The sequence below is a fragment of the Streptomyces sp. NPDC057565 genome (assembly GCF_042801455.1).
Classification (GTDB): Bacteria; Actinomycetota; Actinomycetes; order Streptomycetales; family Streptomycetaceae; genus Streptomyces; species Streptomyces yanii.
Genome location: NZ_JBHVFU010000013.1, coordinates 51114 through 72483 on the forward strand (window position 1 = coordinate 51114; position 21370 = coordinate 72483).

Annotated in this window: 21 protein-coding genes; 3 read left to right on the top strand and 18 right to left on the bottom strand. The window is 72.1% G+C overall.

Features of this window, described 5'->3' with window-relative positions:
* Positions 1-15: 15 nt before the first annotated feature.
* Positions 16-471: an FAD-binding protein gene (locus tag ACFU8W_RS23490; RefSeq protein ID WP_384040747.1), complete on the bottom strand. Its 456-nt coding sequence runs from the start codon at positions 469-471 to the stop codon at positions 16-18.
* The gene (locus tag ACFU8W_RS23495) at positions 408-1577 is read right to left on the bottom strand and encodes an FAD-dependent oxidoreductase (RefSeq protein ID WP_384040408.1); all 1170 of its coding nucleotides are present in this window, start codon (positions 1575-1577) and stop codon (positions 408-410) included. The genes ACFU8W_RS23490 and ACFU8W_RS23495 overlap by 64 nt, the downstream gene beginning before the upstream one ends.
* A 176-nt stretch (positions 1578-1753) precedes the next feature.
* On the opposite strand from ACFU8W_RS23495, the gene ACFU8W_RS23500 reads away from it, so the two are divergent.
* Positions 1754-2365: a TetR family transcriptional regulator gene (locus tag ACFU8W_RS23500; RefSeq protein WP_384040411.1), complete on the top strand. Its 612-nt coding sequence runs from the start codon at positions 1754-1756 to the stop codon at positions 2363-2365.
* 33 nt (positions 2366-2398) lie between these two features.
* Here ACFU8W_RS23500 and ACFU8W_RS23505 read toward each other — a convergent pair whose 3' ends face one another.
* From ACFU8W_RS23505 to ACFU8W_RS23575, 15 genes are all read right to left on the bottom strand, one after another.
* The gene (locus ACFU8W_RS23505) at positions 2399-3340 is read right to left on the bottom strand and encodes a 3-oxoacyl-ACP reductase (RefSeq protein WP_384040413.1); all 942 of its coding nucleotides are present in this window, start codon (positions 3338-3340) and stop codon (positions 2399-2401) included.
* Between the two features lie 97 nt (positions 3341-3437).
* Positions 3438-4253: a 2-keto-4-pentenoate hydratase gene (locus tag ACFU8W_RS23510; protein WP_384040416.1), complete on the bottom strand. Its 816-nt coding sequence runs from the start codon at positions 4251-4253 to the stop codon at positions 3438-3440.
* A complete protein-coding gene (locus ACFU8W_RS23515; RefSeq protein WP_384040419.1) occupies positions 4246-5100 on the bottom strand; it encodes a MaoC/PaaZ C-terminal domain-containing protein in 855 nt (284 codons plus the stop codon). The genes ACFU8W_RS23510 and ACFU8W_RS23515 overlap by 8 nt, the downstream gene beginning before the upstream one ends.
* Entirely contained in the window at positions 5097-6278 is a 1182-nt protein-coding gene (locus tag ACFU8W_RS23520) for a lipid-transfer protein (protein WP_384040422.1), read from the bottom strand. Before ACFU8W_RS23520 ends, ACFU8W_RS23515 begins: the two co-directional genes overlap by 4 nt.
* Positions 6275-6721: a MaoC family dehydratase gene (locus ACFU8W_RS23525; RefSeq protein ID WP_384040424.1), complete on the bottom strand. Its 447-nt coding sequence runs from the start codon at positions 6719-6721 to the stop codon at positions 6275-6277. The genes ACFU8W_RS23520 and ACFU8W_RS23525 overlap by 4 nt, the downstream gene beginning before the upstream one ends.
* On the bottom strand, positions 6718-7836 hold the full coding sequence (locus ACFU8W_RS23530) for an acyl-CoA dehydrogenase family protein (protein WP_384040427.1): 1119 nt from the start codon (positions 7834-7836) through the stop codon (positions 6718-6720). Before ACFU8W_RS23530 ends, ACFU8W_RS23525 begins: the two co-directional genes overlap by 4 nt.
* Complete coding sequence (locus tag ACFU8W_RS23535) at positions 7836-8846, bottom strand: bifunctional MaoC family dehydratase N-terminal/OB-fold nucleic acid binding domain-containing protein (protein WP_384040430.1); 1011 nt, start codon at positions 8844-8846, stop codon at positions 7836-7838. The genes ACFU8W_RS23530 and ACFU8W_RS23535 overlap by 1 nt, the downstream gene beginning before the upstream one ends.
* Positions 8843-10009: an acyl-CoA dehydrogenase family protein gene (locus tag ACFU8W_RS23540; RefSeq protein ID WP_384040433.1), complete on the bottom strand. Its 1167-nt coding sequence runs from the start codon at positions 10007-10009 to the stop codon at positions 8843-8845. The genes ACFU8W_RS23535 and ACFU8W_RS23540 overlap by 4 nt, the downstream gene beginning before the upstream one ends.
* 61 nt (positions 10010-10070) lie before the next feature.
* Positions 10071-11726, bottom strand: a complete 1656-nt coding sequence (locus tag ACFU8W_RS23545) for an AMP-binding protein (protein WP_384040435.1) — start codon at positions 11724-11726, stop codon at positions 10071-10073.
* Positions 11727-11997: 271 nt separating this feature from the next.
* Positions 11998-12759 (bottom strand): SDR family NAD(P)-dependent oxidoreductase, encoded by a 762-nt coding sequence (locus ACFU8W_RS23550; RefSeq protein ID WP_384040438.1) that lies wholly within the window; start codon positions 12757-12759, stop codon positions 11998-12000.
* Between the two features lie 14 nt (positions 12760-12773).
* On the bottom strand, positions 12774-13421 hold the full coding sequence (locus ACFU8W_RS23555; protein ID WP_384040441.1) for a PaaI family thioesterase: 648 nt from the start codon (positions 13419-13421) through the stop codon (positions 12774-12776).
* Positions 13418-14308 (bottom strand): MaoC/PaaZ C-terminal domain-containing protein, encoded by an 891-nt coding sequence (locus tag ACFU8W_RS23560; RefSeq protein WP_384040444.1) that lies wholly within the window; start codon positions 14306-14308, stop codon positions 13418-13420. Before ACFU8W_RS23560 ends, ACFU8W_RS23555 begins: the two co-directional genes overlap by 4 nt.
* Before the next feature lie 2 nt (positions 14309-14310).
* Positions 14311-16497: an acyl-CoA dehydrogenase gene (locus ACFU8W_RS23565; RefSeq protein ID WP_384040447.1), complete on the bottom strand. Its 2187-nt coding sequence runs from the start codon at positions 16495-16497 to the stop codon at positions 14311-14313.
* Positions 16498-16507: 10 nt separating this feature from the next.
* Positions 16508-17668 (bottom strand): steroid 3-ketoacyl-CoA thiolase, encoded by a 1161-nt coding sequence (locus tag ACFU8W_RS23570; protein ID WP_384040450.1) that lies wholly within the window; start codon positions 17666-17668, stop codon positions 16508-16510.
* Between the two features lie 188 nt (positions 17669-17856).
* Positions 17857-18603 (bottom strand): SDR family NAD(P)-dependent oxidoreductase, encoded by a 747-nt coding sequence (locus tag ACFU8W_RS23575; RefSeq protein WP_384040453.1) that lies wholly within the window; start codon positions 18601-18603, stop codon positions 17857-17859.
* A gap of 216 nt (positions 18604-18819) precedes the next feature.
* On the opposite strand from ACFU8W_RS23575, the gene ACFU8W_RS23580 reads away from it, so the two are divergent.
* Both ACFU8W_RS23580 and ACFU8W_RS23585 read left to right on the top strand, forming a co-directional pair.
* Entirely contained in the window at positions 18820-19980 is a 1161-nt protein-coding gene (locus tag ACFU8W_RS23580) for a Rieske 2Fe-2S domain-containing protein (protein ID WP_384040456.1), read from the top strand.
* Entirely contained in the window at positions 19980-20252 is a 273-nt protein-coding gene (locus tag ACFU8W_RS23585; RefSeq protein WP_384040459.1) for a ferredoxin, read from the top strand. The genes ACFU8W_RS23580 and ACFU8W_RS23585 overlap by 1 nt, the downstream gene beginning before the upstream one ends.
* Positions 20253-20417: 165 nt before the next feature.
* On the opposite strand, the gene ACFU8W_RS23590 is transcribed toward ACFU8W_RS23585, so the two are convergent.
* The gene (locus ACFU8W_RS23590) at positions 20418-21347 is read right to left on the bottom strand and encodes a VOC family protein (protein WP_384040461.1); all 930 of its coding nucleotides are present in this window, start codon (positions 21345-21347) and stop codon (positions 20418-20420) included.
* Between the last annotated feature and the right edge of the window lie 23 nt (positions 21348-21370).

Here is a 21370-nt window from a genome sequence, read left to right on the forward strand (position 1 = left end):
CGGGGATGCTCCGGGTCAGGTGGCGTCGGAGGGCTGCCCGGCCATGTGCCGGACGGCCAGGGAGGCGAAGACCATGGCGGTGCCGATGGGAACGCCCGGGCCGGGATAGACGCGTCCGGTGAAGGACGCGCTGGTGTTCCCCGCGGCGTACAGGCCGTTCAGCGGGCGGCCCTGCGTGTCCAGGACGCGGGCGTCCACGTCCGTGCGCAGACCGCCCTTGGTACCGAGGTCCCCGAGGACCAGCCGGGCCGCGTAGTACGGCGGCCGGTCGACGGGGACCAGGCAGGGGTTGGGCCCCGGGGCGTTCCTGGTGTCCGCGAAGAACAGGTCGTAGGGGTCCTCGCCGCGGTGGTGGTCCTCGTCCGTGCCGTCGGCCGCGAAGCCGTTGAAACGTCCGACGGTGTCCGTCAGCGCTTCTGCCGGTACGCCGATGAGAGCGGCAAGCTCCGGCAGCGAGTCGCCCGCACCCAGGTGCCGGCCGCCAGGTGTTCCGCGGGGTCGGTGGAGGGCACTGTGATGGCGGGCAGGGCGCCGCCCTCACGGGAGTCGAAGATCAGGTAGGTGGGCGCGCTCGCGCCCACCACGGCGGCGATGGCACGGCCCATGCGGTCGTACGGCAGTGACTCGTTGGCGAACCTCCGCCCCGAGCCGTCCACGATCAGGCCGCCGCGCAGACCGAGAGTGAACGCGGCCGATCCGTCGGGGAGTTCGGTCCCGGGGCACCACCATGCCTCGTCCATGAGTCCGGTGGCGGCACCGGCTTCGACGACGGCGCGCAGCAGTTCCCCGGTGTTGGTCCCGCGGGGTGCCATGCTCCATGCGGCACTGCCCGGCACCCGGTGCTCGGCGCGCAGGGCGTCATCGCCCTCGAAGCCGCCCGCGGCCAGCAGCACACCCCGCCCGGCGCGGATCCGGACGGTGCCGTCCGGCGTCCGTGCTTCGACGCCGGTGACCCGGCCGTCCTCGGTGACCAGTCCGGTGACGTGGTGCTCGGTGCGGACCCGCGCGTTCCCGGTGCGGGTGGCGGCCAGCAGCAGGCGGCCGATCAGGGCGCGGCCCGCGGTCAGCGGTGCGCCGGCCCGGTGGCCCCGGCCCGCCCGGTCCCGGTCGATGACCGGGCGTACCAGGGGCAGCAGGTCGCCGAGCAGCTCCGGCGCCAGGTCGAGCGGCACGAAGGAGCGGCCGGCGTCCATGCGTCCGGGGGCGGCCACGTAGTCGGGGAAGGCGCGCCACTCGAACTCGACGGCGGGGTCGTCCTCCAGCCGGGCGACGAGGTCGGGGGCGTGACGCAGGAAGGCGTCCCGGCGCTCCGCCTCGGTGTCGCCGGTGAGGGCCCGCAGATAGGCGTCGGCCGCTTCGGTGGAGTCACCGAGGCCGGCCCGTTCCTGAACCTGGGTGCCGGGCAGCCAGCAGGCGGCCCCGGAGTAGGCGGAGGTGCCGCCGAGCAGCGCCGTCCGTTCCAGTACGACGGTGTCGAGGCCGTCCCCGGCGGCCACCAGGGCCCCGGTCATCGCTCCCGCGCCGGACCCGACGACGATCACGTCGTGGGTGGCGTCCCAGCCCTGGCCGTCCCGCATGAGGTGCCCCTTCTGCCGCTCGGTGGTGTGCGGCCTCAGCAGACCCCGTCCGGCGTGGCACCGGTGGGGACTGTCCCGCTGACCGGTACGGCGGGGGGAACGGCACCTGACGCGTGGCCGGGCCCGGCGTATTGTCTGTGCAGCCGTAGAGACCACCGAGCTCCGGGAGGGAGCGCGTGCCAAGAATCGCCGAGGCCAGGCCCGGGGCCGAGCCCACTTCGCCCCGGCAGCGCGCCCGCCGTCAGAGCATCCTGAAGGTGGCGGCCGACATCGCCGCCTCGACGGGTCTCGAGCGGGTGCAGATGCAGGAGGTCGCGAAGTCCGCGGGGGTCGCCATCGCCACCCTGTACCGGTACTTCCCGTCGAAGACCCACCTGTTCACCGCGTTGATGGCCGACCAGATCGAGGGATTCGCGGCCCGGGTGCCCGAGCGTCCTGCGGACACCTCGCCCGAGGACGCCGTGTTCGAGACGCTGGGCAGCGCGACGCGGAATCTGCTGCGCAGGCCGGCCCTCGCCACGGCGATGATCCAGTCGGCGAACGCGGCCCGCGCCTCGACCGTCCCGGACCTGGCGCGGATCGACTCGGGGTTCATCGATCTGCTGCTGCGGGCCTGGGGTGTGGAGGAGCCCACGGATCACCACATCACCCGTCTGCGGCTGCTGATCCTGCTCTGGTACGGCGTGCTGCAGTCGCGGCTGAACGAGCGGCTCACTCCGCAGGAGGCCGACGCCGACCTGCGGATGGCGTGCCACCTCCTGCTCGCCCCCGGGCCTGACGCCGGCTGACCCCGGCGGTGCCCGCCGGGGTGGGCCCGTCGTTCACCCGGCCTGCTGGGTCCCTGTCGTGTCGAGTCCGGCAACGCTGTAGGCGGCGTACGTCCGGTGCGGGTCGCGGCCGCGGAAGTACCCCGTCAGCTGCTCGTCGAGCTCGGCCGGGGTGAAGGTGCCGTCCGCGGCGGTGAACTTCTGTTCCACGGACGGCGGGGCGAGCAGCGCGACCATGTCGCCGTAGACGACGAAGACCTGGCCGTTGATCTCGTCGGCGGCCGGTGAGGCCAGGTGTCCGACCAGGGTGGCGACGCGCTCGGGGGCCATGATGTCGAGACCGCCGGGCGGGGTCGCGCCCTCGCCGAAGGCGTCGGCGGTCATCGCGGTGCGGGCCCGCGGGCAGATCGCGTTGGCGCGTACGCCGTAGCGGGTCAGACCCTGTGAGGTGGCCAGGGTCAGCGCGGTGATGCCGGCCTTGGCTGCGGAGTAGTTCGGCTGGCCGGGGGCGCCGAACAGGTAGGCCTCGGACGAGGTGTTGATCACGCGGCCGTAGACCGGGGCGCCGGACGCCTTGCTTGCCGCGCGCCAGTGCACGGCTGCGGCACGGGAGACTCCGGCGTGCCCCTTGAGGTGGATCCGGATGACGTCGTCCCAGTCGGACTCGGTGAGATTGAACAGCATCTTGTCGCGGAGGACGCCCGCGTTGTTGACGACGATGTCCAGGCTGCCGAAGGTCTCGACGGCGGCCTGCACCAGCCGGTCGCCCATGGACCACTCGCCGACGTCACCGGTCACCGCGACGGCTCCCGTACCGAGGGCCTTGATCTCGGCGGCCACGTCTTCGGCCGACGGGCCGACATCGTTCACCACCACATTGGCGCCGAGCGCCGCGAGTGCCAGCGCCTCGGCGCGGCCGAGCCCCGCTCCCGCACCGGTGACGACGGCGGTGCGACCCTCCAGGGTCTTCGCCGAGGGGGTGTGCGTCGCGCTCATGCTGCCTCATTCCGTGTTCCGTCGATCCGCTGGATACGCGGGCGCACCCCGGAGGTTGCCACCAGGGTGCGCCACATCCACGAAACTAGTATTTATTTCAGTTCTTGGCCGGGTGGTGTCCCGTTGAGTGGACGAAGCCGACGGAGACGGACCCGAGACCTTCGAAGTCGGCCCGGTACGTCTCCCCCGGCCGTACGTCGACGGCCTTGGTGCACGACCCCGGCAGGATCACGTGTCCCGCCTCCAGCCGCACCCCGAAGGACGCGACCTTGCGGGCCAGCCATGCGACGGCCTCGGTGGGGTCACCGAGCACCGCACTGGTGTTGCCCCGGGCGATCTCCTCACCGTCCCGGTACAGGACGGCGTCGATATCGGCCGGGTTCAGTCCGCCCGGCCGCACCCGGGCCGAGCCGAGGATCACTCCGGCGGACGACGCGTTGTCCGCGATGGTGTCGGCGAGCCCGATCCTCCAGTCCTTGATCCGGCTGTCGATGAGTTCGAGGCTCGGGGCGATGTACTCGGTGGCCGCTAGGACGTCCTCAGTGGTGCACCCCTCCCCCGGCAGGCTCCGGCCGAGTACGTAGCCGATCTCGACCTCGATCCGGGGGTAGCAGTAGCGGTCCGCCTCGACCGGGGTCCCCTCAGGCAGCACCATGTCGGAGAGCAGATGACCGTAGTCCGGCTCGTCGACGCCCATCATCTGCTGCATGACCTTCGAGGACAGGCCGACCTTGTGCCCGCGAACGGTGCGGCCCTCGGCCAGTTGCCGGCGGATGTTGATCAGCTGGATCTCGTAGGCGTCGGCCGCGTCGATGCCCGGGCAGGTGGTGGTGGGCGGCTCCACGGGGCTGCGGTCGCACTGGGCGGCCCACAGCACCGCGGCGGCCTCGGCGCGCTGCGCGGGATCAAGCATCGGGGTTCTCCGTCCGGTCGGGGGTGGTGCGGAAGCGGGCCCGGCCACCGGTGAGCACCGCACGGCCGTCGCCGGCCGTGGCCTCGAAGCGCACGGCCCGGTCACCGGTCCCTTCCGGGCCCGGGGTGTCGGCCCAGCCGGTCAGGTCGAGCCGGTCGCCGGGGAACGCCGGGGCGGCGAACCGGGCGTCCAGTTCGGCCAGTTCGGCCGGGTGCACGGCCAGGGCGTCGGCCAGCGGAAGCAGGCTCGTGGCGAGCGTGCACAGCCCGTGCAGGAACGGCCGGTCCATCCCGGCCGCCTTCGCCGCCTCCGGGTCGATATGCATGGCGTGCCGGTCGCCGAGCAGCCTGTAGAAGGCCGCCTGCCGGGCGTGCGTGGCCACGGTCAGGGCGTGTTCGGCCGGCCGGTCCGGGCGGCGAGGGGCGGACGGGCCGCGTTCGCCTCCGAAGCCTCCGCAGCCAGGCGCGAAGATCGACCAGGTGGCTGTGAAGACGTCGCAGGACACCTCGACGTCGAATACGGCGGCGGTGCCCTTGTCCCGGACGGCGGAGACACGCGCCGTGGTGGTCAGCTCACCCGAGGGCGCCAACCCACCGTGCACAACGAGCTGTTGGCTGCCGTGCACGGCAGTGGTGATGTCGAAGGCGCCGAGTGCGCCGAGCGCGTCGGGCGCCCACTGAGCCAGGGTCAGCGCAAAGGTGGGCAGTACCCGCAGCCGCTCTTCGTACACGAGGTCGAGCCGGTCGGCCGGGGCGCCGACCGCGAGCGCGTACAGGATCGCGTCACGCGCGGTCCAGGAGACGGTACGGGTGCCGAGTTCGCGGCCCTGCCACGGGGATACGGTCATCGGTCGGCTCCCAGGATCAGACCGCTGGTGGGCACTCCGGTGCCGGCGGTGACCATGACGTGGTCGGCCTTCTCCGGCTGGTTCACCGAGGTGCCGCGGACCAGCCGGACACCCTCGGCGATGCCGTTCATGCCGTGGAGATACGCTTCGCCGAGCTGCCCGCCGTGCGTGTTGAAGGGCAGCCGGCCGCCGAGCTCCAGGTGGCCGTCGGCGATGAAGTCCTTCGCCTCGCCGGGCTTGCAGAAGCCCAGTTCCTCCAGCTGCGGAAGGACCAGCGGGGTGAAGTGGTCGTAGAGGACGGCCGCGTCGATGTCGTCGGGGCCGAGGCCGCTCTGTCCGTACAACTGCCTTCCGACCAGGCCCATTTCGGGAATTCCGGTGATCGTCGGCCGGTAGTAGCTGGTCATCATGTGCTGGTCGGCTCCGAGCCCCTGGGCCGCCGAGCGGATCACCGCCGGCGGGTGCGACAGATCGCGTGCGCGTTCGGCGGACACGATCACCAGGGCCTGGCCGCCGTCGGTCTCCTGGCAGCAGTCCAGCAGGCGCAGCGGTTCGGCGATCCAGCGGGATTCGCGGTGGTCCTGGAGGGTGATGGGGCGGCCGTGGAACCATGCGGCCGGGTTGTTCGCGGCGTGCTTGCGGTCGACGACGGCGACCCGGCCGAAGTCGTCGGTGGTGGCGCCGTATTCGTGCAGGTAGCGGCGGGCGAACATGGCCACCCACTGGGCGGGTGTGCTCAGCCCGAAGGGGGTCATCCAGGCGTATGCCGCGCGGTCGGCGGTGGTGTCCATGGGGCGGGCGGCCTGCCCGAGCCCGTAGCGCTCGCCGGAGCGCTCGTTGAACGCCCGATAGCAGACGACCACGTCGGCGACCCCGGTGGCCACGGCCATGGCCGCCTGCTGCACGGTGGCACAGCCGGCTCCGCCGCCGTACCCGATACGGGAGAAGAACGTGAGGTCGCCCATTCCGGTGTTGCGTGCCACGTGGATCTCGGCGTTGGTCTCCGCGGTGAAGGTGACCAGCCCGTCGACGTCGCGGGGGGCCAGGCCCGCGTCCGCGAGCGCGGCGAGCACGGCCTCGCAGGCGAGCTGGAGTTCGCTGCGCCCGGAGTTCTTGGAGAACTCGGTGGCGCCGATACCGGCCACGGCCGCGGCCCCGGACAGCGGGACGGCGCTCATCGGTCCTCCCCCGGCAGCTGCACCGAGACTTTCCCGGTGACGTGGGCACCGAGGCTGTTGGTGCCCTTGACCGCGATCTCGACGTGGCGGTCCGCGTCGGACTTCCCCGTGACCGTGCCGGAGAGCACCATCGTGTCGCCCGGATGGTTGGGGGCGCCGAGCCGGATCCGGATGGCCTTGACGACGGACGCGGGCCCGGCCCAGCCGGTGACGTACCGGTCGACGAGCCCGTTGCTGGTCAGGATGTTCATGAAGATGTCCTTGGCGCCGCGTTCCCGGGCCAGTTCGGGGTCGTGGTGGACGTCCTGGTAGTCGCGGCTCGCAAGTGCGGTGGCGACGATCAGGGTGCGGGTGACCGGGATCGGCAGCTCGGGCAGTACGTCGCCCACGGCCACCGAGTCGTAGGTGCGGGACGGCGGGAGCATGCCCCGGTGCGGGGTCATGAGGTCACCGCCGCACCGGTCAGCAGGGCTCCGAGGCGTTCGAGGTCGGCGCCCGCGCCGCCCAGGGTGGTGGAGATCTGCTTGCCCCACAGGAAGTGCCGGTGCACGGGGTAGTCGGTGTCGACGCCGATGCCGCCGTGCACGTGCTGAACCCGGTGCACGGTGTTCAGGCCTCCTTCGGTGGCCCACCACTTGGCGACCAGCGCGGCCCGGTCGGCGTTCTCCTCGTCGAAGGGTTCCGCCAGTGCGTCCACGGCCTGCCAGAGGGTGACGCGCATCGCCTCGATGTCGATGTAGCAGTCGGCCAACTGGTGCTGGACGGCCTGGAACGTGGCGAGCGGGAGGCCGAACTGCTCCCGCTCGCGCAGATGTCCGGCCGCGTGGGCCAGCGCCCCGTCGGCCACCCCGGCCTGGACGGCGGCCAGAGCGACGAAGGCGTTCCGCACGAGGTGCGCGACGGCCCCGCCGCCCGGTGTGCCGACGGGCTCGGCCGGGGCGTCGTGAAGGGTGAGGTGGGCGCTCATGTCGTGGCTGGTGGTCTCGGCGTACTCCCAGCTCACCCCCGTGGCGTCCGGGGCGACGAGGAAGAGGCCCGGCCCGGTGCCGGTGGCGGCGGCCACCAGGACGTGGCGGGTACCGGCGGGCGCGGGCACCACGGCCTTGACCCCGTTGAGGCGCCATCCAGGTCCGTCGGCGACCGCGGTCGTGCGGGGCGCCAGAGGGCCGACGGGGCCGAACTCCTCCAGCGCGACGGTCAGTCGGCTCGTCCCGTCCATGAGATCCGGCAGCAGGTGTGCCCGCTGCGCTCCGGTGCCGTACGCCCCTACGGTGAGCGCACCGGCCAGCGCGGGCCACAGCGGCACCGGGGCCACGCACCGCCCCTGTTCCTCCAGGAGGACGCAGAGCCCGGCCATGCCGAGTCCCGCTCCGCCGTCCTGTTCGGGCAGGACGGCCGCGAGCAGCCCGGCCGTGGCGAGGTCCGCCCACAGCTGTTCGTCGACGCGGCCCGCCGAGGTCTCCACCTCACGCAGCCGCTCGGGCGTGACACGGTCGGTGAGGATCTCGCGCGCCAGGTCACGGACCGCTTCGAGCTCTTCTCCCAGGGAGAAATCCATCAGGGTGCCTCCGTCGGGGCGGGCCGGAACACCGGCAGGGTCGGATCGGGGTCGGCGTCGAGCCATTCGAGAACCACGGGCATGCCGATGGTGACCTCGTCGGGGGCGACGCCGGTCAGATTGGTGATGAGCCGGGTGCCTTCGGCGAGTTCGACGACGGCGACGAGGTAGGGCGAGTCGAAGGCCGGGTGCCGTGGATGGTGGTTCACGACGAAGCTGTAGACGTGGCCGTGGCCGGCGGCCTCGACGGTGTCCCACTCCAGTGAGCCGCACTCGGGGCAGCACGGGCCCGGGGGGTGGCGCAGTACGGAGCAGGCGGCACAGCGCTGGATGAGCAGCCGGTGTTGTTGCGCGCCCTCGAAGAAGAAGGCGTTGTCACGGTTGACCGCGGGGCGCGGTCGCAGGGCGGGGGCGGGAGCCGGGGCCTTTGCGGGAGCCGGTACCTCAGCGGGTGCCGGTGCCTCTTCGGGCGCGGGCCGGAACCTCAGTGTCCGCCACCGCTGGGTTGCGACCGTCTCACCGTCCCGGTCGGTGTACGTCTTGAGAGTGGTGACGAACCGTCCGGTGCCGAGTCCGGTCTTCTTCTCCGCCGAAATCGACTCGACAGTCTCGCGGACGGAGACGTGGTCCCCCGGCACCAGCTCCCGCAGGAAGGTGCAGTCGGAGTCGGTGGCCACCACGGAGGTGTAGCCGCCTTCGGCGAGCAGGACGACGAGTTCGTCGAAGCCGCTCGCCCCGTCGGCCGGCGGGGCGACAGTGGCCGCGTACCCGCGCATCGTCCACGCCTGGACCATCGACGCGGGCGCCACCACTCCCTCGCGGCCGGTGGCACGGGCCGCTTCGGTGTCGGTGTACACCGGGTTGGTGTCGCCCATCGCCTCGGCCCAGTGCCGGATCATCGGCTGGTTGACGGGGTCCTGCGCCGCTGTGGTGGCACGCAGTTCGCGCCCGGTGAAGGCCTGCAGCCGCTCCTCGTACCCCGGCTGCGGCTGCTCGCCGTGCCCGGTCATGCGCCACGCCCCTTGCGCGGCAGCCCGAGGCCCTGGGTGGCGACCATGTCGCGCAGGATCTCGTTGACGCCGCCGCCGAAGGTGTTCACGATGCCCTGCCGGGAGAGCTGTTCGACCTGTCCGGCGAGAGCGGCTCCCGGCGACTCGGGCCGGATGCGGCCTGCGGCACCGAGGATCTGGGTCAGCCCGCGCTGGACGGCGATGTGGGTCTCGGTTCCGTACGCCTTGGCGGCGCCCGCGTCGGCACCGGTCAGCGCGGACCGGGCGACGGCGGAGGTCATCTTCCAGTTCATCAGCCGCATCGCCTCCAGCCGGGCGTACGTACGCGCGAACTCCTGTCGGACCCAGGGGATGTCGGCCGTGCCGTTCTCCCGGGCCCAGTCCAGTACCCGTTCCCACAGCTGGATCATCCGGCCGCCGAGAGCGGCGAGGCCGATGCGTTCGTGGTTCAGCTGGGCGGTGATCAGCCGCCAGCCGCCGTCCACGTCGCCGACCACGTCGGCGGCGGGGACGCGCACCCCGCTGTAGTACGTCGCGGTGACGACCATGCCGCCGACAGTGCGGATGGGGCTCCAGGAGAAGCCGTCGTCGGCGGTGGGCACGATCAGGATGGAGATGCCCTTGTGCTTGGGGGCGTCCGGATCGGTGCGGGCGGCGAGCCATACGTAGTCGGCGGTGTTGGCGCCGCTGGTGAAGATCTTGCTGCCGTCGACGACGTACGAGTCGCCGTCCCGGACCGCGCGGGTGGTCAGCGAGGCGAGGTCGGTGCCGGCCCCGGGCTCGGTGTAGCCGATCGCGAACACGATGTCGCCGGAGAGGATGCCGGGCAGGAACCGCCTGCGGTGCTCCTGGGACCCGTGGGCCATGAGGGTCGGACCGACAGTGTTGACGGTGACGAACGGGAAGGGCAGACCCGCGCGTTGGACCTCGTCGAAGAAGACGTACTGGTCCTCCACCGAACGGCCCTGGCCGCCGTACTCGGTGGGCCAGCCAATGCCGAGCCAGCCGTCCGAGCCGAGCCGCTTGACGACCTCGCGGAAGCGGTCGCCGCCCACGCCCTCCTCGCCGACGCGACGGCGTTCATCCTCGGGCATCAGGCCCGCGAAGTAGGCCCGCAGTTCCCGCCGCAGCTCCTGGTGCGCGGCGCTCTCGCGCAGTTGCATGTGTGGTTCTCCTTGGATTTCGCCGCGGTGGCCCGTCACGGGCCGGAGCATTGATGAGCCGTCAGGGAAGGAAGCGCCCGCGCCCGTTGGCCAGGAACTCGCCGCGCAGGGCGGCCTTGTCCTCGTCGGTCATCGGCGTGTACGCGGGCCGGCCCCGCCCGGCCCAGCGGTACACCGGGTCGTCGGTGCGCCAGCCGTCGAGCTGCATCTCCTTCTTGCGCAGCTTGTTGGACCCGGTGGTCGGCAGCGCGTGCGAGACACGGACGAAGCGGGGGGCTCCCTTGGTGCCCAGGTCCTCCTGGCGGTCCAGGAAACCGGGCAGGTCCAGGTCCTCGAAGCGGGTGCCGTCGGCGATCTCGACGGCGGCCATGACCTGGTCGCCGGAGCGCGGGTCGGGTACCCCGAAGACTCCGGCGGCGACGATCCCGGGGTGCCTGCGCAGGATGCGTTCGGTGAGCAGGGCGGAGATGTTCTCGCCGTCGACGCGGATCCAGTCGCCGGAGCGGCCCGCGAAGTAGAAGTAGCCTGCCTCGTCGACGTATCCGAGGTCGCCGGTCCAGTACCAGCCGTGCCGGACCCGTTCGGCGTTCGCCGCCTCGTTGTTGTAATAGCCCTCGAAGCGGGCGGCGCCCTCGGTGTCGACGATCTCCCCGATGGCGTCCTCCGGGTTGCGCACCCGGCCGTAGGAGTCGAGCAGGGCGGGCGGGCAGGTGGTCCGGTTCGTGGGGTGCACGATGCGGACGCCGTCCCGGGCCGGCCTGCCGAGCGCGCCCGTGGGTGCGTCAGGGACGCGCTTGAGCATGCCGGCGCCCTCGCTGGAGCCGTAGCCCTCGACGAGGCGGCAGCCGAAGCGCTCCAGGAAGCGGGTGGCGTCCTCGGGCGATGCCTCGGTGCCGAAGGCGTGGGTGAGCCGGTTGTCGGAGTCGCCGGGGGTCTCGGGGCGGGCCAGGATGTAGCCGATCGCCTTGCCGACGTACGTGAAGTAGGTGGCGCCGAAGTGAGTCACGTCGGGGAGGAACCCTGAGGCGGAGAACTTACGGGTGAGGGCGATCGTGGCGCCCGCGGAGAGGGCGGGGGCCCAGAGCGCCATCAGTGCGTTGCCGTGGAACAGCGGCATCGGGCAGTAGCAGGTGTCCTCGCGGGTGATGTCGTACTTGGCGCTGTTGGAGGCACCCAGCGCGGCGAGTCGGCCCTGCGAGCAGATCGCCGCCTTCGACGTGCCGGTGGTGCCGGACGTCAGGAGCAGCAGCATCCGGGTAGTGGCCGTGACGTCGGGGTCGGGGACGGGCAGCCGGGCGTGCGGGGCGAGGCGGTCCTCGTACTCCGGTGCGTCGACGACGAGGAAGCGGTCCCGGTCCACGCCGATGTCCAGTCCGTCGAGCAGGGCGGCGCCCGCCCGGTCGGTGACGATCACCTGGCAGTCGGTGTGCCGTACCTCCCGCTCCAGTTCGGCGCCGCGGCGGGTGGGGTTGATGCCGACGACCGCCGCGCCCGCGAGGGCCGCGGCACCCAGCCAGAAGACGTACTCGGGTTCGTTGTCCAGGAGTACGCCGATGTGGAAGGGCCCGTCAGTCCGCAGTTTCCGGGCCCAGGCGGCGCGGGCCGCGCTCTCCTCGACCACCTCTTCCCAGGTCCAGGACCTCTCACGGGTCAGCAGGCCCGGGTGGTCGTCCCCGGCCCGGGCGAGCAGCTGGTCGGCAATCGTCTCGTGTGGCAACGTCGGTCCCTCTCACCCGGTGGCCGGGTCTGCCGGTGTCGGTACGGGGCGGATCGCGCTGCGCGTCCCGTGGTGGTCGCGGCGCGTCCTGCGGTGGTCGCGGCCGCGCTTCATGGCGGATGTGACGCCCGGAGGGGCGTGGGGAGCGGCGGCTCGCCGGCCGGATCCGGTCCGCGCCGCGCCGGTGGCGACGCTAGCCGCGGGCGGGACGGCCCGGACCGGGCCGTCCCGCTGACCGGGAGGGGCTGCCGGGCTTGCCCTCCCCACCCGGTCAGCCGAAGTTGGCCTGGCCGCCGTCGAGGGGCACCGTGGCGCCCGTCAGGTAGCGGGCGTCCGGGCCGCACAGCATCGCCACGGCCCGCCCGATGTCCTGCTCGCAGTCGCCGACGTACCCGAGCGGAATGGACGCGCAGAATTCGGCGGCCTCCTCCGGATGGGCGGCCTGCCAGCCCGCGTAGGCGGGCGACACGGCGTGCGGGGCGATCGCGTTGACCCGAATGCCGTCGCGGCCCCATTCGTTGGCGGCGGCCCTGGTCAGGGAGCGCAGGGCGGACTTCGCCGCCGCGTAAGCCCCGTACGTACTCAGGTCCCAGCGGACCATGGCGGACGTGACGAGGTTGATGACGGAACCGCCGCCGTTGCGCTTCAGGTACGGATGCGCGGCCTTCATCAAGGCGAACGCCGCGAACGGGCCGCTGTCGAAGCCCTTCTGGAACTGCTCGTCGGTCAGTGAGAGGAGCGGTCCGTAGCATCCCGTGTAGGCGTTGTTGACCAGGATGTCGACGCCGCCGAAGCGCTCGGCGACGTCCCCCACAACGGAGGGGATCCGGTCCGTGTCGCGTACGTCCAGGACGAACGGCTCAGCCTTCACCCCCCGCTCGCACAGCAGCTCACAGGTCGCTTCCAGCTTCGCCGCGGTCCGCCCCAGTACAGCCACCGAGGCTCCTTCGGAGGCAAGGGCCAGAGCGATGCCCTGGCCGACCCCCTGTCCGGCGCCAGTGATGACCGCGACCTTGCCGTCAAGGTTTCCCATCGCTTCGGACTCCATCAACTCGGCCTGGGAAGCTGCTTGTTGATGAACAACCCCTCCGCGGTCACACAGGTGCGGCCGCCGGCCCGTATCTCGCCGACCGTGCGGATCCGCGAACCGTCCACCGAGACCTGGCGCCCGGTGACCGTCAGCGGCTCGAACAGCGGGGTGGGCCGCAGATAGCGCAGGGTCAGCTCCGCGGTCATTCCGGAGGGGCCGCCCCAGTGGTTGGCCACACCCAGCGTGTGGTCGAGGAGCAGCGCCGAAATCCCGCCGTGCACATGGCCGGGCGGGCCCTGGTAGGGCAGGTCGAGCGTGACGACGCCTTCGACGGAGCCGTCCTCCTTGCCGTGCAGCTGCAGCGGTGGCGCGACGGCGTTCTCCGGGCCGGTGACGGGATCGTGCCGGGTGACGCCCTCGCCTCGCCACATTTCCGCGAGGCGCATCTCCATGGAGGGCGCCCTTTCGGTGAGCCCGTCGGCGACGGCGTCGAGCCGGGCGGCGATCTCGTTCATGTCGGCGCCGGTACCGTCGCCGGCGCGCAGCAGGGCGGTGACCACCCGGCGGGCCGCGGCGACCGCCGCGTCGACACCGTCCTTGTGCGGTTCCGCGACCAGGCGGGGGCCGGTGACAGCCGCGGTGTTCTCGTCGCAGGGGGTGCTCATGCCGTCACCGTCGCCGTCGCATGGGTGAGCACGGGCGCACCCTCGCGCTCGGGGCAGGCCGCGTGGAGGACGAGCTGCTCCACGCCGTCGTCGGCGGGTTCTTCGCGCCATACGGAGGTGGCAAGGGACTCGCCGGGGACAAGGGGGCCGGCGAAGCGCACGGTGAGGCCGGTGAGGCGGGTGACATCGCCGTCGAGGACTCCGTCGACGAGGGTCTTGCAGACGAGGCCGTACGAAGCGAGCCCGTGCAGGATCGGCCGGTCGAATCCCGCCGCCCGCGCGAAGGCCGGATCGGCGTGGAGCGGGTTGAGGTCACCGTTGAGCCGGTACCACAGTGCCTGCTGGGGTGTGGTGGCCGAGGTGAGCACGGTGTCGGCGGGACGGTCGGGTGCCGTCCATCGCTCCTCGGGGCCCGGCTCCCCTCCGAAGCCGCCCTCCCCGCGCGCCCAGATGCGGGTGGTGGACGTCCACAGCTGCTCGCCCTCGGGACCCGTGGCCACGGACTCCAGGACGACGAGTGCGGCCTTGCCCTTGTCCCACACCTCGGCGACGCGCGATCGGAGCGTGGCGTTGCCCGATGCCGGCAGGGGGCGATGGACCTGCAGGCCCTGGCCTGCGTGGAGCACGGCTCGCAGGTCGATGTCGATGCCGGGCAGGTGGAAGCCCGGTGGGGGCGCCTCGCCCGCGGAGATGCCGGAGCCGGCCACCATGGCGAAGGTCGGCAGCACGCCGAGGCCGTGCTCGTAGGTCAGGTGCAGCTCGGGGCCGATGGCCGCGTCGGCACCGGCGCCCAGGCTGAGGTGGTAGAGCAGCACATCGCGGGTGGTCCAGTGGATCTCACGGACGGACGGTTCCGCGGTCAGCGCTTTATCACGGTCGATGGGCATGGTCAGCCTTTCTCGGTGGGCTCGGGATCGCGGGGCAGGCCGAGCATGCGCTCGCCGATGATGTTCAGCTGGACCTCCGTCGTACCGCCCGCGATGGACAGGCAGCGGGCGTTGAGGAACTGCCAGGTGGCGTCCAGGCGTTCGCCCTCGCCGGTGAGCGCGGCGAAGCCCTGCCAGTCCATGCAGGTCTCCCAGACCCGCTGCTGGTGTTCGACGCCGAGCAGTTTGGCGACGGACGCCTCGGCGCCGGGCTGCTGCCCGGAGACGGTGCGCAGGGTGGTGCGCAGGGCGAGGACGGCACCGGTCTGGGCGTCGCAGAGGTGGGAGCCGAGCGTGGTGAGCTGTTCGTCGTCGAGACCGTCGGACCCGGCGGCGATCTCCAGCAGGACCTCGGCACCGGAGCCGACCGAGTCGTGGGAGAGGGCGACGCGTTCGTTGGCGAGGGTGGTCCGGGCGAGCTTCCAACCGGCGCCCGGGGAGCCGACGAGCAACTCGTCGGGGATGAACACCTCGTCGAGGAAGACCTCGTTGAACTCGGCGTCCCCCGTGATCTGCCGCAGCGGCCGGATGTCGATTCCGGGGCTCGTCATGTCGAGGAGGAAGTAGGAGATGCCCTTGTGCTTGGGCACGCCGGCGTCGGTACGGGCGAGCAGGACACCCCAGTGGGCGTCGCGGGCCATGGACGTCCACACCTTCTGCCCGGTGATCCGCCAACCGCCGTCCACCTTCTCGGCGCGGGTCGTGAGCCCGGCGAGGTCGGATCCCGCCCCCGGTTCGCTGAACAGCTGGCACCAGACGATGTCGCCGCGCAGACTCGGCGCGAGGAAGCGTTCCTGCTGGGCCGGGTCGCCGTGCGCGATGAGCGTGGGCACCACCCAGCCGCCGATGATCATGTCAACGGGGGTGAGGCCGGCTGCCTGGAGCTCCTCTGCGATGACGAGCTGGTCGACCGGGCCGGCGCCCTTGCCCCAGGGGGCCGGCAGGTGCGGTGCGGTGTAGCCGTGGTCGGCGAGGTGGGTGAGACGGGCTTTGCCGTCCAGGGCTGCGGCCGGCCGCAGTTCGGCGCGAATGTCCTTGCGTACGGCTTCGGCCTCGGCGGGCAGTTCCACGCTCAGGGTGCGGCGGGTGCCGTCCAGGGTGAGGCGGGCGACGCGGCGGCGCCAGGCGGCGGCCGGGCCCAGCGCGATCCGGAGGGTCTGGGCGCGCCGCAGCGCGAGGTGTGCGTCGTGCTCCCAGGTGAAGCCGATGCCGCCGAGCACCTGGATGCAGTCCTTGGCGACGGCGAACGCGGCGTCGACGCCGACCGCTCCGGCGACCGCGGCGGCCAGCGACGCCTCCGCCCGGTCCACGATGTCGTGCGCGCGGGCGGCGTCCCAGGCACAGGCGCGGGCCTGTTCGGCCCGGGCGAGCATGCGGGCGCAGCGGTGCTTGACGCCCTGGAACTGGCCGATGCGGCGGCCGAACTGCTCCCGTACGCGGGCGTACTGCGCTGCGGTGGTCACACAGCGGTCGGCGAGGCCGGCGGCTTCGGCGGCGAACAGCGTCGCGGCGAGGTCCGGGGGCGTCCGCGGGTCGAGGTCCAGCAGATCGGCGGCGGGGACCGGCACCGACCGTACGGTCACCCGGGACGAGCGTCGGGTCAGGTCGTGGCTGCGGACGTCGGTGGTGTCCACGGCGGCGCGGGGCAGCACCAGCCAGGTGGTCCGGCCGCCGTCGGAGGCGGGCAGCACGAACACGTCGGCGAGGTGTCCGCCGATCACGAGTTCCGAGGTGCCGGTGACCGTGACCGTGCCGTCTGCGGCGCGGGCCAGGACGAGGGTGCCGGGGGCGAGCCCCACGGCCCCGAGGGTGGTGCCCGCGGCGAGCGCGGCGAGGTACGTCCGGTGTCCGGCGGAGTGCAGGACGGCCGAGGCGAGCGTCGTCGGCAGGAAGGGGCCGGGGGCTGTGGCGCGGCCCAGTTCCTCGGTGACGACGGCGAGTTCGACGAGTCCGTACCCGGCGCCGCCGTCCTCCTCGGGCAGGTGCAGCCCGAGGAGGCCCTGTCCGGCGAGGCCGCTCCAGTGGGCGGGGAGGGTCTCCTTGTCGGCGTCGGCCGCCGCGCGGAGGGTGTCCTCGGTGATGTGCCGGCCGGCGAAGGCGCGTACGGCGTCGCGCAGGTCCAGGTGCTCCTGGGTGAGTCCGATGGTCATGGCGCGCCCCTCAGATGCGTTCGATGACGGTGGCGGTCGCGTGCGCTCCGCCGGCGCACATGGTGATCAGCGCGGTGGACTTGCCGGTGCGCTCCAGTTCGTACAGGGCCTGGGTGAGGAGCCGGGCACCGGTGGAACCGACGGCGTGGCCGAGCGCGATGGCACCTCCGTTGACGTTGACCTTGTCCATGTCCGCCTTGTGGACCTGGGCCCAGGACAGGACGACGGAGGCGAAGGCCTCGTTGATCTCGACGAGGTCGATGTCGGCGAGGGTCATCCCGGCGGTGCGCAGGACCCTTTCGGTCGCGGCGACGGGTCCGTCGAGGTGGTAGTACGGGTCGGATCCGACCATGGCGGAGGCCACGATCCGGGCGCGGGGGCGCAGCCCCTCGCGGGCGGCCCGCTCCCCGCTCATGAGCAGGACGGCGGCGGCGCCATCGCTGATCTGGGAGGAGTTGCCCGCGGTGTGGATGCCGTCGGGGAGTACGGGCCGCAGGGCGGCCAGCGCCTCGGGGGTGGTGTCGCGAAGGCCCTGGTCGCGGCTGACGAGGGCGGTTTCGCCGGTCGGCCCCTCGGGGCCGAGGACGGGTGCCTGGACGTCGATGATCTGCCCGTCGAAGCGGCCTTCCGCCCAGGCGCGGGCGGCCTTCTGCTGGGAGGCGAGGCCGAGGGCGTCCGCGTCGGCCCTGGTGATGCCCCGGTTGTGCGCGATGCGTTCGGCGGCGGTGAACTGGTCGGGCATGTCCAGGCCCCAGCTGTCCGGCGCCGGGGAGCCGTTGCCGGGGGTGAGCGCGGCGCCGAGAAAGACGCGGCTCATGGACTCGACCCCGCAGCCGATTCCGGTCTCGATGGCGCCGGAGGCGATCAGCCCCGCGATCAGGTGCACGGCCTGCTGGGACGATCCGCAGGCGCAGTCGATCGAGGTGCACGCGGTGGTGTAGGGCAGTCCGGCGTGCAGCCAGGCGTTGCGGGTGACGTTGTTGGACTGCTCTCCGGCCTGGGTGACGCAGCCCCCGATGACCTGCTCCACGGTGTCGGGGGCGACGCCGGCCCGCGCCAGCAGGCCCTTCTGGGCGAGCCCGAGGAGTTCTGCCGAGTGGAGTCCCGACAGGACACCGCGGCGCCGGCCGACCGGTGTCCGTGCGGCTTCGACGATGACGGCCTCGGTCATGGCTCTCCATAAGGTGTGAGGGGCCCGTGGGGTCCGGGACGCTGTGAGACGAAAACTAGAATTCGTTCTCGAAACAAGCAAGGGCCAGTCCCGCTCAGTGGCTCGGCACGTCCCATCCCCGCTCAGTGACACGGCACGCCCCATTCCCGCTCAGCAGCCCGGCGCGCGCGACCGGGCGTGCCGCGGTGTCAGATGTGGGATCCGCCGTCCGCCCGGAGCTCCGCACCGGTGAGGTAGCCCGCATCCCGCGACGCCGCGAAGGCGATCACCCCGGCGATCTGCTCGGGCTGCCCGGCGCCGAATGGTGAGCGGATCCGTGCGTAGTACGAGGCGTCGAGGTCCGGCAGCAGCACGTGCGGCCCGGCCAGGGGCGTGGCGACGGAGCCGGGCGACACCGGCACGACCCGGATGCCGCGGTGCGCGACCTCGGCGGCCAGGGACAGCGAGAAGCCGAGGACCGCCCCCTTGGAGGCGGCGTACGCGGTCATGTACGGATTCCCGTGCGCCGCCGCCGACGACGCCACGTTGACGATGACCCCGGAGCCGTCCGGCAGATGGGGCAGCGCCTCCCGGCAGAACAGGGCCGTGCCCACCGCATTGACGGCGAAGAGCCGCTCCATGTCGGCCACGGTCAGCCGGTCGATCGGTGTCGTCCGGTGGATTCCCGCCACGTTGACCAGGACGTCGATACCACCGAGCCCGTCGGCCGCGGCCCGTACGCTCTCGACCACCGCATCCTCGTCGGCGACGTCGGCGACCCGGGTCACGATCCGCCCGGGGCCGTCCGCTGCCGCAGCAGTGTCCGTCAGCCCCTCGCGCGACAGGTCGACGGCGAACACGGCCGCCCCCTCGGACACCAGGCGCAGGGCGGCCGCCCGCCCGATCCCCGATCCTGCCCCGGTGAGCAGGACTTTCACGCCGTCGAATCGGTTCATCACGGGCTCCTTCGCTGTGGCTGCCGGTGGACAGGGCGGGGGACGGTACCCGCGGCCGACGGCACCGCGGAGCACCGGTCCCACCGACCGGGACCGGCCCTCGACCGGCCCCTGAGGACCGGTTCCGGTCAGTGGGACTCCCCCGGCCGGGCACCGGTGCGCGGGCCTACCGTCCGGAAACCTGGAAACCATGCGTCCTTAAGGGGATGAGAGAACGTGAGCGCAGTCGAGTCAGCACCCGACGACGTCAGGGCCATCGAAGCCGCAGCGGTACCCACGCGTTTCGCGCGCGGCTGGCACTGCCTGGGCCTCGCGGAGAAGTACAGGGATGGCAAGCCGCACTCGGTCCGAGCGTTCGGCCAGAAGCTCGTGGTGTTCCAGGCGGGCGACGGCACGCTCAGCGTCCTGGACGCCTACTGCCGCCACATGGGCGGGGACCTCTCGCAGGGCACCGTCAAGGGGGACCACGTCGCCTGCCCGTTCCACGACTGGCGCTGGGGCGGTAACGGCCGCTGCAAGCAGATCCCGTACTCCAAGCGGGTGCCGCTGCGGGCCCGCACGGCATCCTGGCCCACGCTGGACCAGGACGGCATGCTCTTCGTCTGGAACGACCCCGAGGGCAATCCCCCGCCCGCCGACGTGACCATCCCCCGGATCGAGGGCGCGACGAGCGACGAGTGGACCGACTGGCTCTGGTACGAGACCACCATCGACGCCAACTGCCGCGAAGTCGTCGACAACGTGGTGGACATGGCCCACTTCTTCTACGTCCACTACTCCTTCCCGACCTTCTTCAAGAACGTCTTCGAGGGCCACACCGCCACTCAGCACATGCGCGCGACCGGCCGCCCGGACGCCCGGCCCCAGGAGCAGGGCGACAAGCCGAAGACCACCGGCAGCAACTCGCTGGCCTCGTACCACGGCCCGTCGTTCATGATCGACGACCTCACCTATCACTTCGACACCGGCGACCAGCAGTCGGTCCTGATTAACTGTCACTATCCGGTCGATGCCAACCAGTTCGTGCTCCAGTACGGCATCATCGTCAAGCGCTCGTCGTCGATGTCGAGCGATGCGGCCGCCGAACTCGCTGCGGGTATGTCGCAGTTCATCAAACTCGGCTTCGAGCAGGACATCCTGATCTGGCAGAACAAGGCCCGGATCGACAACCCCCTGCTCTGCGAGGAGGACGGACCGGTCTACCAACTGCGTCGCTGGTACGAGCAGTTCTACGTGGACGTGGCCGACGTGAAGCCGGAGATGACGGACCGTTTCGAGTTCGAGCTGGACACCACCCGGCCCGTCGAGGCGTGGCAGAGGGAAGTCGAGGCGAATCTCGCCCGCAAGGCCGCCGCCTCCGAGGGCCGGCCGGTCTGATGCGGGTCGACAACCGGCTCACCGACGGAGCACCGATGCGGCCCCTGGCGTGTGAGCGGTGCGCCGCGCAGGTGCTCGTACGCAAGAGCAGCTGGCAGCAGACGAGTGTGCAGTGGAACGGCCGGGCGGTGGCCCTGTGCGCGGAGCGCGAGCGTGCGGGCGCGGCCTTCCAGGGATGCGGAGCCCTGCGTGACACGATCCGCGAGGCCGCGCGGCGGGGCACAATCGGACTCGTGGACGAGGACGGGGCCGGACCGGCACCCGGAGCCTGACCACAGAACGCACCGAGAGAGGCCGGGTACGCGCTGTTCGCGCGTACCCGGCCTCTCTCGGTCGGCGGGCTCAGGCGCCGCCCGCCGCGGCGACACCCACATCGGTCTCCCCGTCGTAGTGGTCGACGGTCCCGGCAGGGACCGGTGTCACCGGCCGGGTGGTGCTCATGTGGCCGTCCCGGGCGGGGTGAAGGCTGCGAGGGGTTCGGATCCGGACCAGTCGTGGCCCCAGTAGCTGTCGGCGGTGATCTCCTCGGCGGTGTAGTGCGTTTCGTCGACGCGCATCCCGTCGTAGCCGTACTCGAGGTCCCAGCCGCCGGGTGCGCGCACGTAGAACGACACCATCTTGTCGTTGGTGTGCCGGCCCAGGGTGGAGGAGAGCGAGAAGCCGTGCTCGGCCACGTTGTCGAGGGCGCGGCCGACCGCGTCCAGGCTGTCCACCTCGACCATCAGGTGCACGAGGCCGGGCGCCTCGCCATGCGGGGCACCGCAGACGGCGAGGCTGTGGTGGCGCTCGTTGATGCCCATGAAGCGCACGCGGCGGGGCGGAGCGTCGGACGACCGGTCGCCGACCCGCATCGCGCCGCGCGGCAGGAAGCCGAGCACCTCGGTGTAGAAGGCGACGGTGTCCTCGGGGCAGGTGGTGGGCAGCACGATGTGCCCCATCCCCTGGCTGTCGGTGACGAACCGCTGGCCGAAGCCTGTCCGTACGGGGCTGTGGTCGAGGATCGGGGCGAAGAACACCTCGACAGGCACTCCGGCCGGGTCCTCGAAGGTGATGCCCTCCTCGACTCCCCGGTCGTCGGCCTCCTCACGGCCGAGCGGCTTCACCGCCGTACCGGACGCCTCGACGGCGCGGCCGACGGCCGCGAGCGCGAACTGGTCCCGCACCTCCCAGCCGACCGAGAGCACCCGGTCGCTGTCGCCGGACAGGACGACGAGCCGGGCGCGGCGCTCGTCCATGCGCAGGTACAGGCCGTCCGGGTCCGGCCCGGAGCCTTCGGCGAAGCCGAGGGCGTCCACGGTGAGTTCGCGCCAGCGGTCGATGTCCCGGGTCTGGACCCGGAGATATCCGAGCCCGCGGATCTGTGTCATGGGTATTCCTTTCTGAACCGGCC

What these genes read in the sequence shown, in the direction of transcription:
- ACFU8W_RS23495 (WP_384040408.1), bottom strand. Translation starts at nt 1,577, where the DNA reads ATGCGGGACGGCCAGGGCTGGGACGCCACCCACGACGTGATCGTCGTC.
- ACFU8W_RS23505 (WP_384040413.1), bottom strand. Translation starts at nt 3,340, where the DNA reads ATGAGCGCGACGCACACCCCCTCGGCGAAGACCCTGGAGGGTCGCACC.
- ACFU8W_RS23510 (WP_384040416.1), bottom strand. Translation starts at nt 4,253, where the DNA reads ATGCTTGATCCCGCGCAGCGCGCCGAGGCCGCCGCGGTGCTGTGGGCC.
- ACFU8W_RS23515 (WP_384040419.1), bottom strand. Translation starts at nt 5,100, where the DNA reads ATGACCGTATCCCCGTGGCAGGGCCGCGAACTCGGCACCCGTACCGTC.
- ACFU8W_RS23520 (WP_384040422.1), bottom strand. Translation starts at nt 6,278, where the DNA reads ATGAGCGCCGTCCCGCTGTCCGGGGCCGCGGCCGTGGCCGGTATCGGC.
- ACFU8W_RS23525 (WP_384040424.1), bottom strand. Translation starts at nt 6,721, where the DNA reads ATGACCCCGCACCGGGGCATGCTCCCGCCGTCCCGCACCTACGACTCG.
- ACFU8W_RS23530 (WP_384040427.1), bottom strand. Translation starts at nt 7,836, where the DNA reads ATGGATTTCTCCCTGGGAGAAGAGCTCGAAGCGGTCCGTGACCTGGCG.
- ACFU8W_RS23535 (WP_384040430.1), bottom strand. Translation starts at nt 8,846, where the DNA reads ATGACCGGGCACGGCGAGCAGCCGCAGCCGGGGTACGAGGAGCGGCTG.
- ACFU8W_RS23540 (WP_384040433.1), bottom strand. Translation starts at nt 10,009, where the DNA reads ATGCAACTGCGCGAGAGCGCCGCGCACCAGGAGCTGCGGCGGGAACTG.
- ACFU8W_RS23550 (WP_384040438.1), bottom strand. Translation starts at nt 12,759, where the DNA reads ATGGGAAACCTTGACGGCAAGGTCGCGGTCATCACTGGCGCCGGACAG.
- ACFU8W_RS23555 (WP_384040441.1), bottom strand. Translation starts at nt 13,421, where the DNA reads ATGAGCACCCCCTGCGACGAGAACACCGCGGCTGTCACCGGCCCCCGC.
- ACFU8W_RS23560 (WP_384040444.1), bottom strand. Translation starts at nt 14,308, where the DNA reads ATGCCCATCGACCGTGATAAAGCGCTGACCGCGGAACCGTCCGTCCGT.
- ACFU8W_RS23565 (WP_384040447.1), bottom strand. Translation starts at nt 16,497, where the DNA reads ATGACCATCGGACTCACCCAGGAGCACCTGGACCTGCGCGACGCCGTA.
- ACFU8W_RS23570 (WP_384040450.1), bottom strand. Translation starts at nt 17,668, where the DNA reads ATGACCGAGGCCGTCATCGTCGAAGCCGCACGGACACCGGTCGGCCGG.
- ACFU8W_RS23575 (WP_384040453.1), bottom strand. Translation starts at nt 18,603, where the DNA reads ATGAACCGATTCGACGGCGTGAAAGTCCTGCTCACCGGGGCAGGATCG.
- ACFU8W_RS23585 (WP_384040459.1), top strand. Translation starts at nt 19,980, where the DNA reads ATGCGGGTCGACAACCGGCTCACCGACGGAGCACCGATGCGGCCCCTG.
- ACFU8W_RS23590 (WP_384040461.1), bottom strand. Translation starts at nt 21,347, where the DNA reads ATGACACAGATCCGCGGGCTCGGATATCTCCGGGTCCAGACCCGGGAC.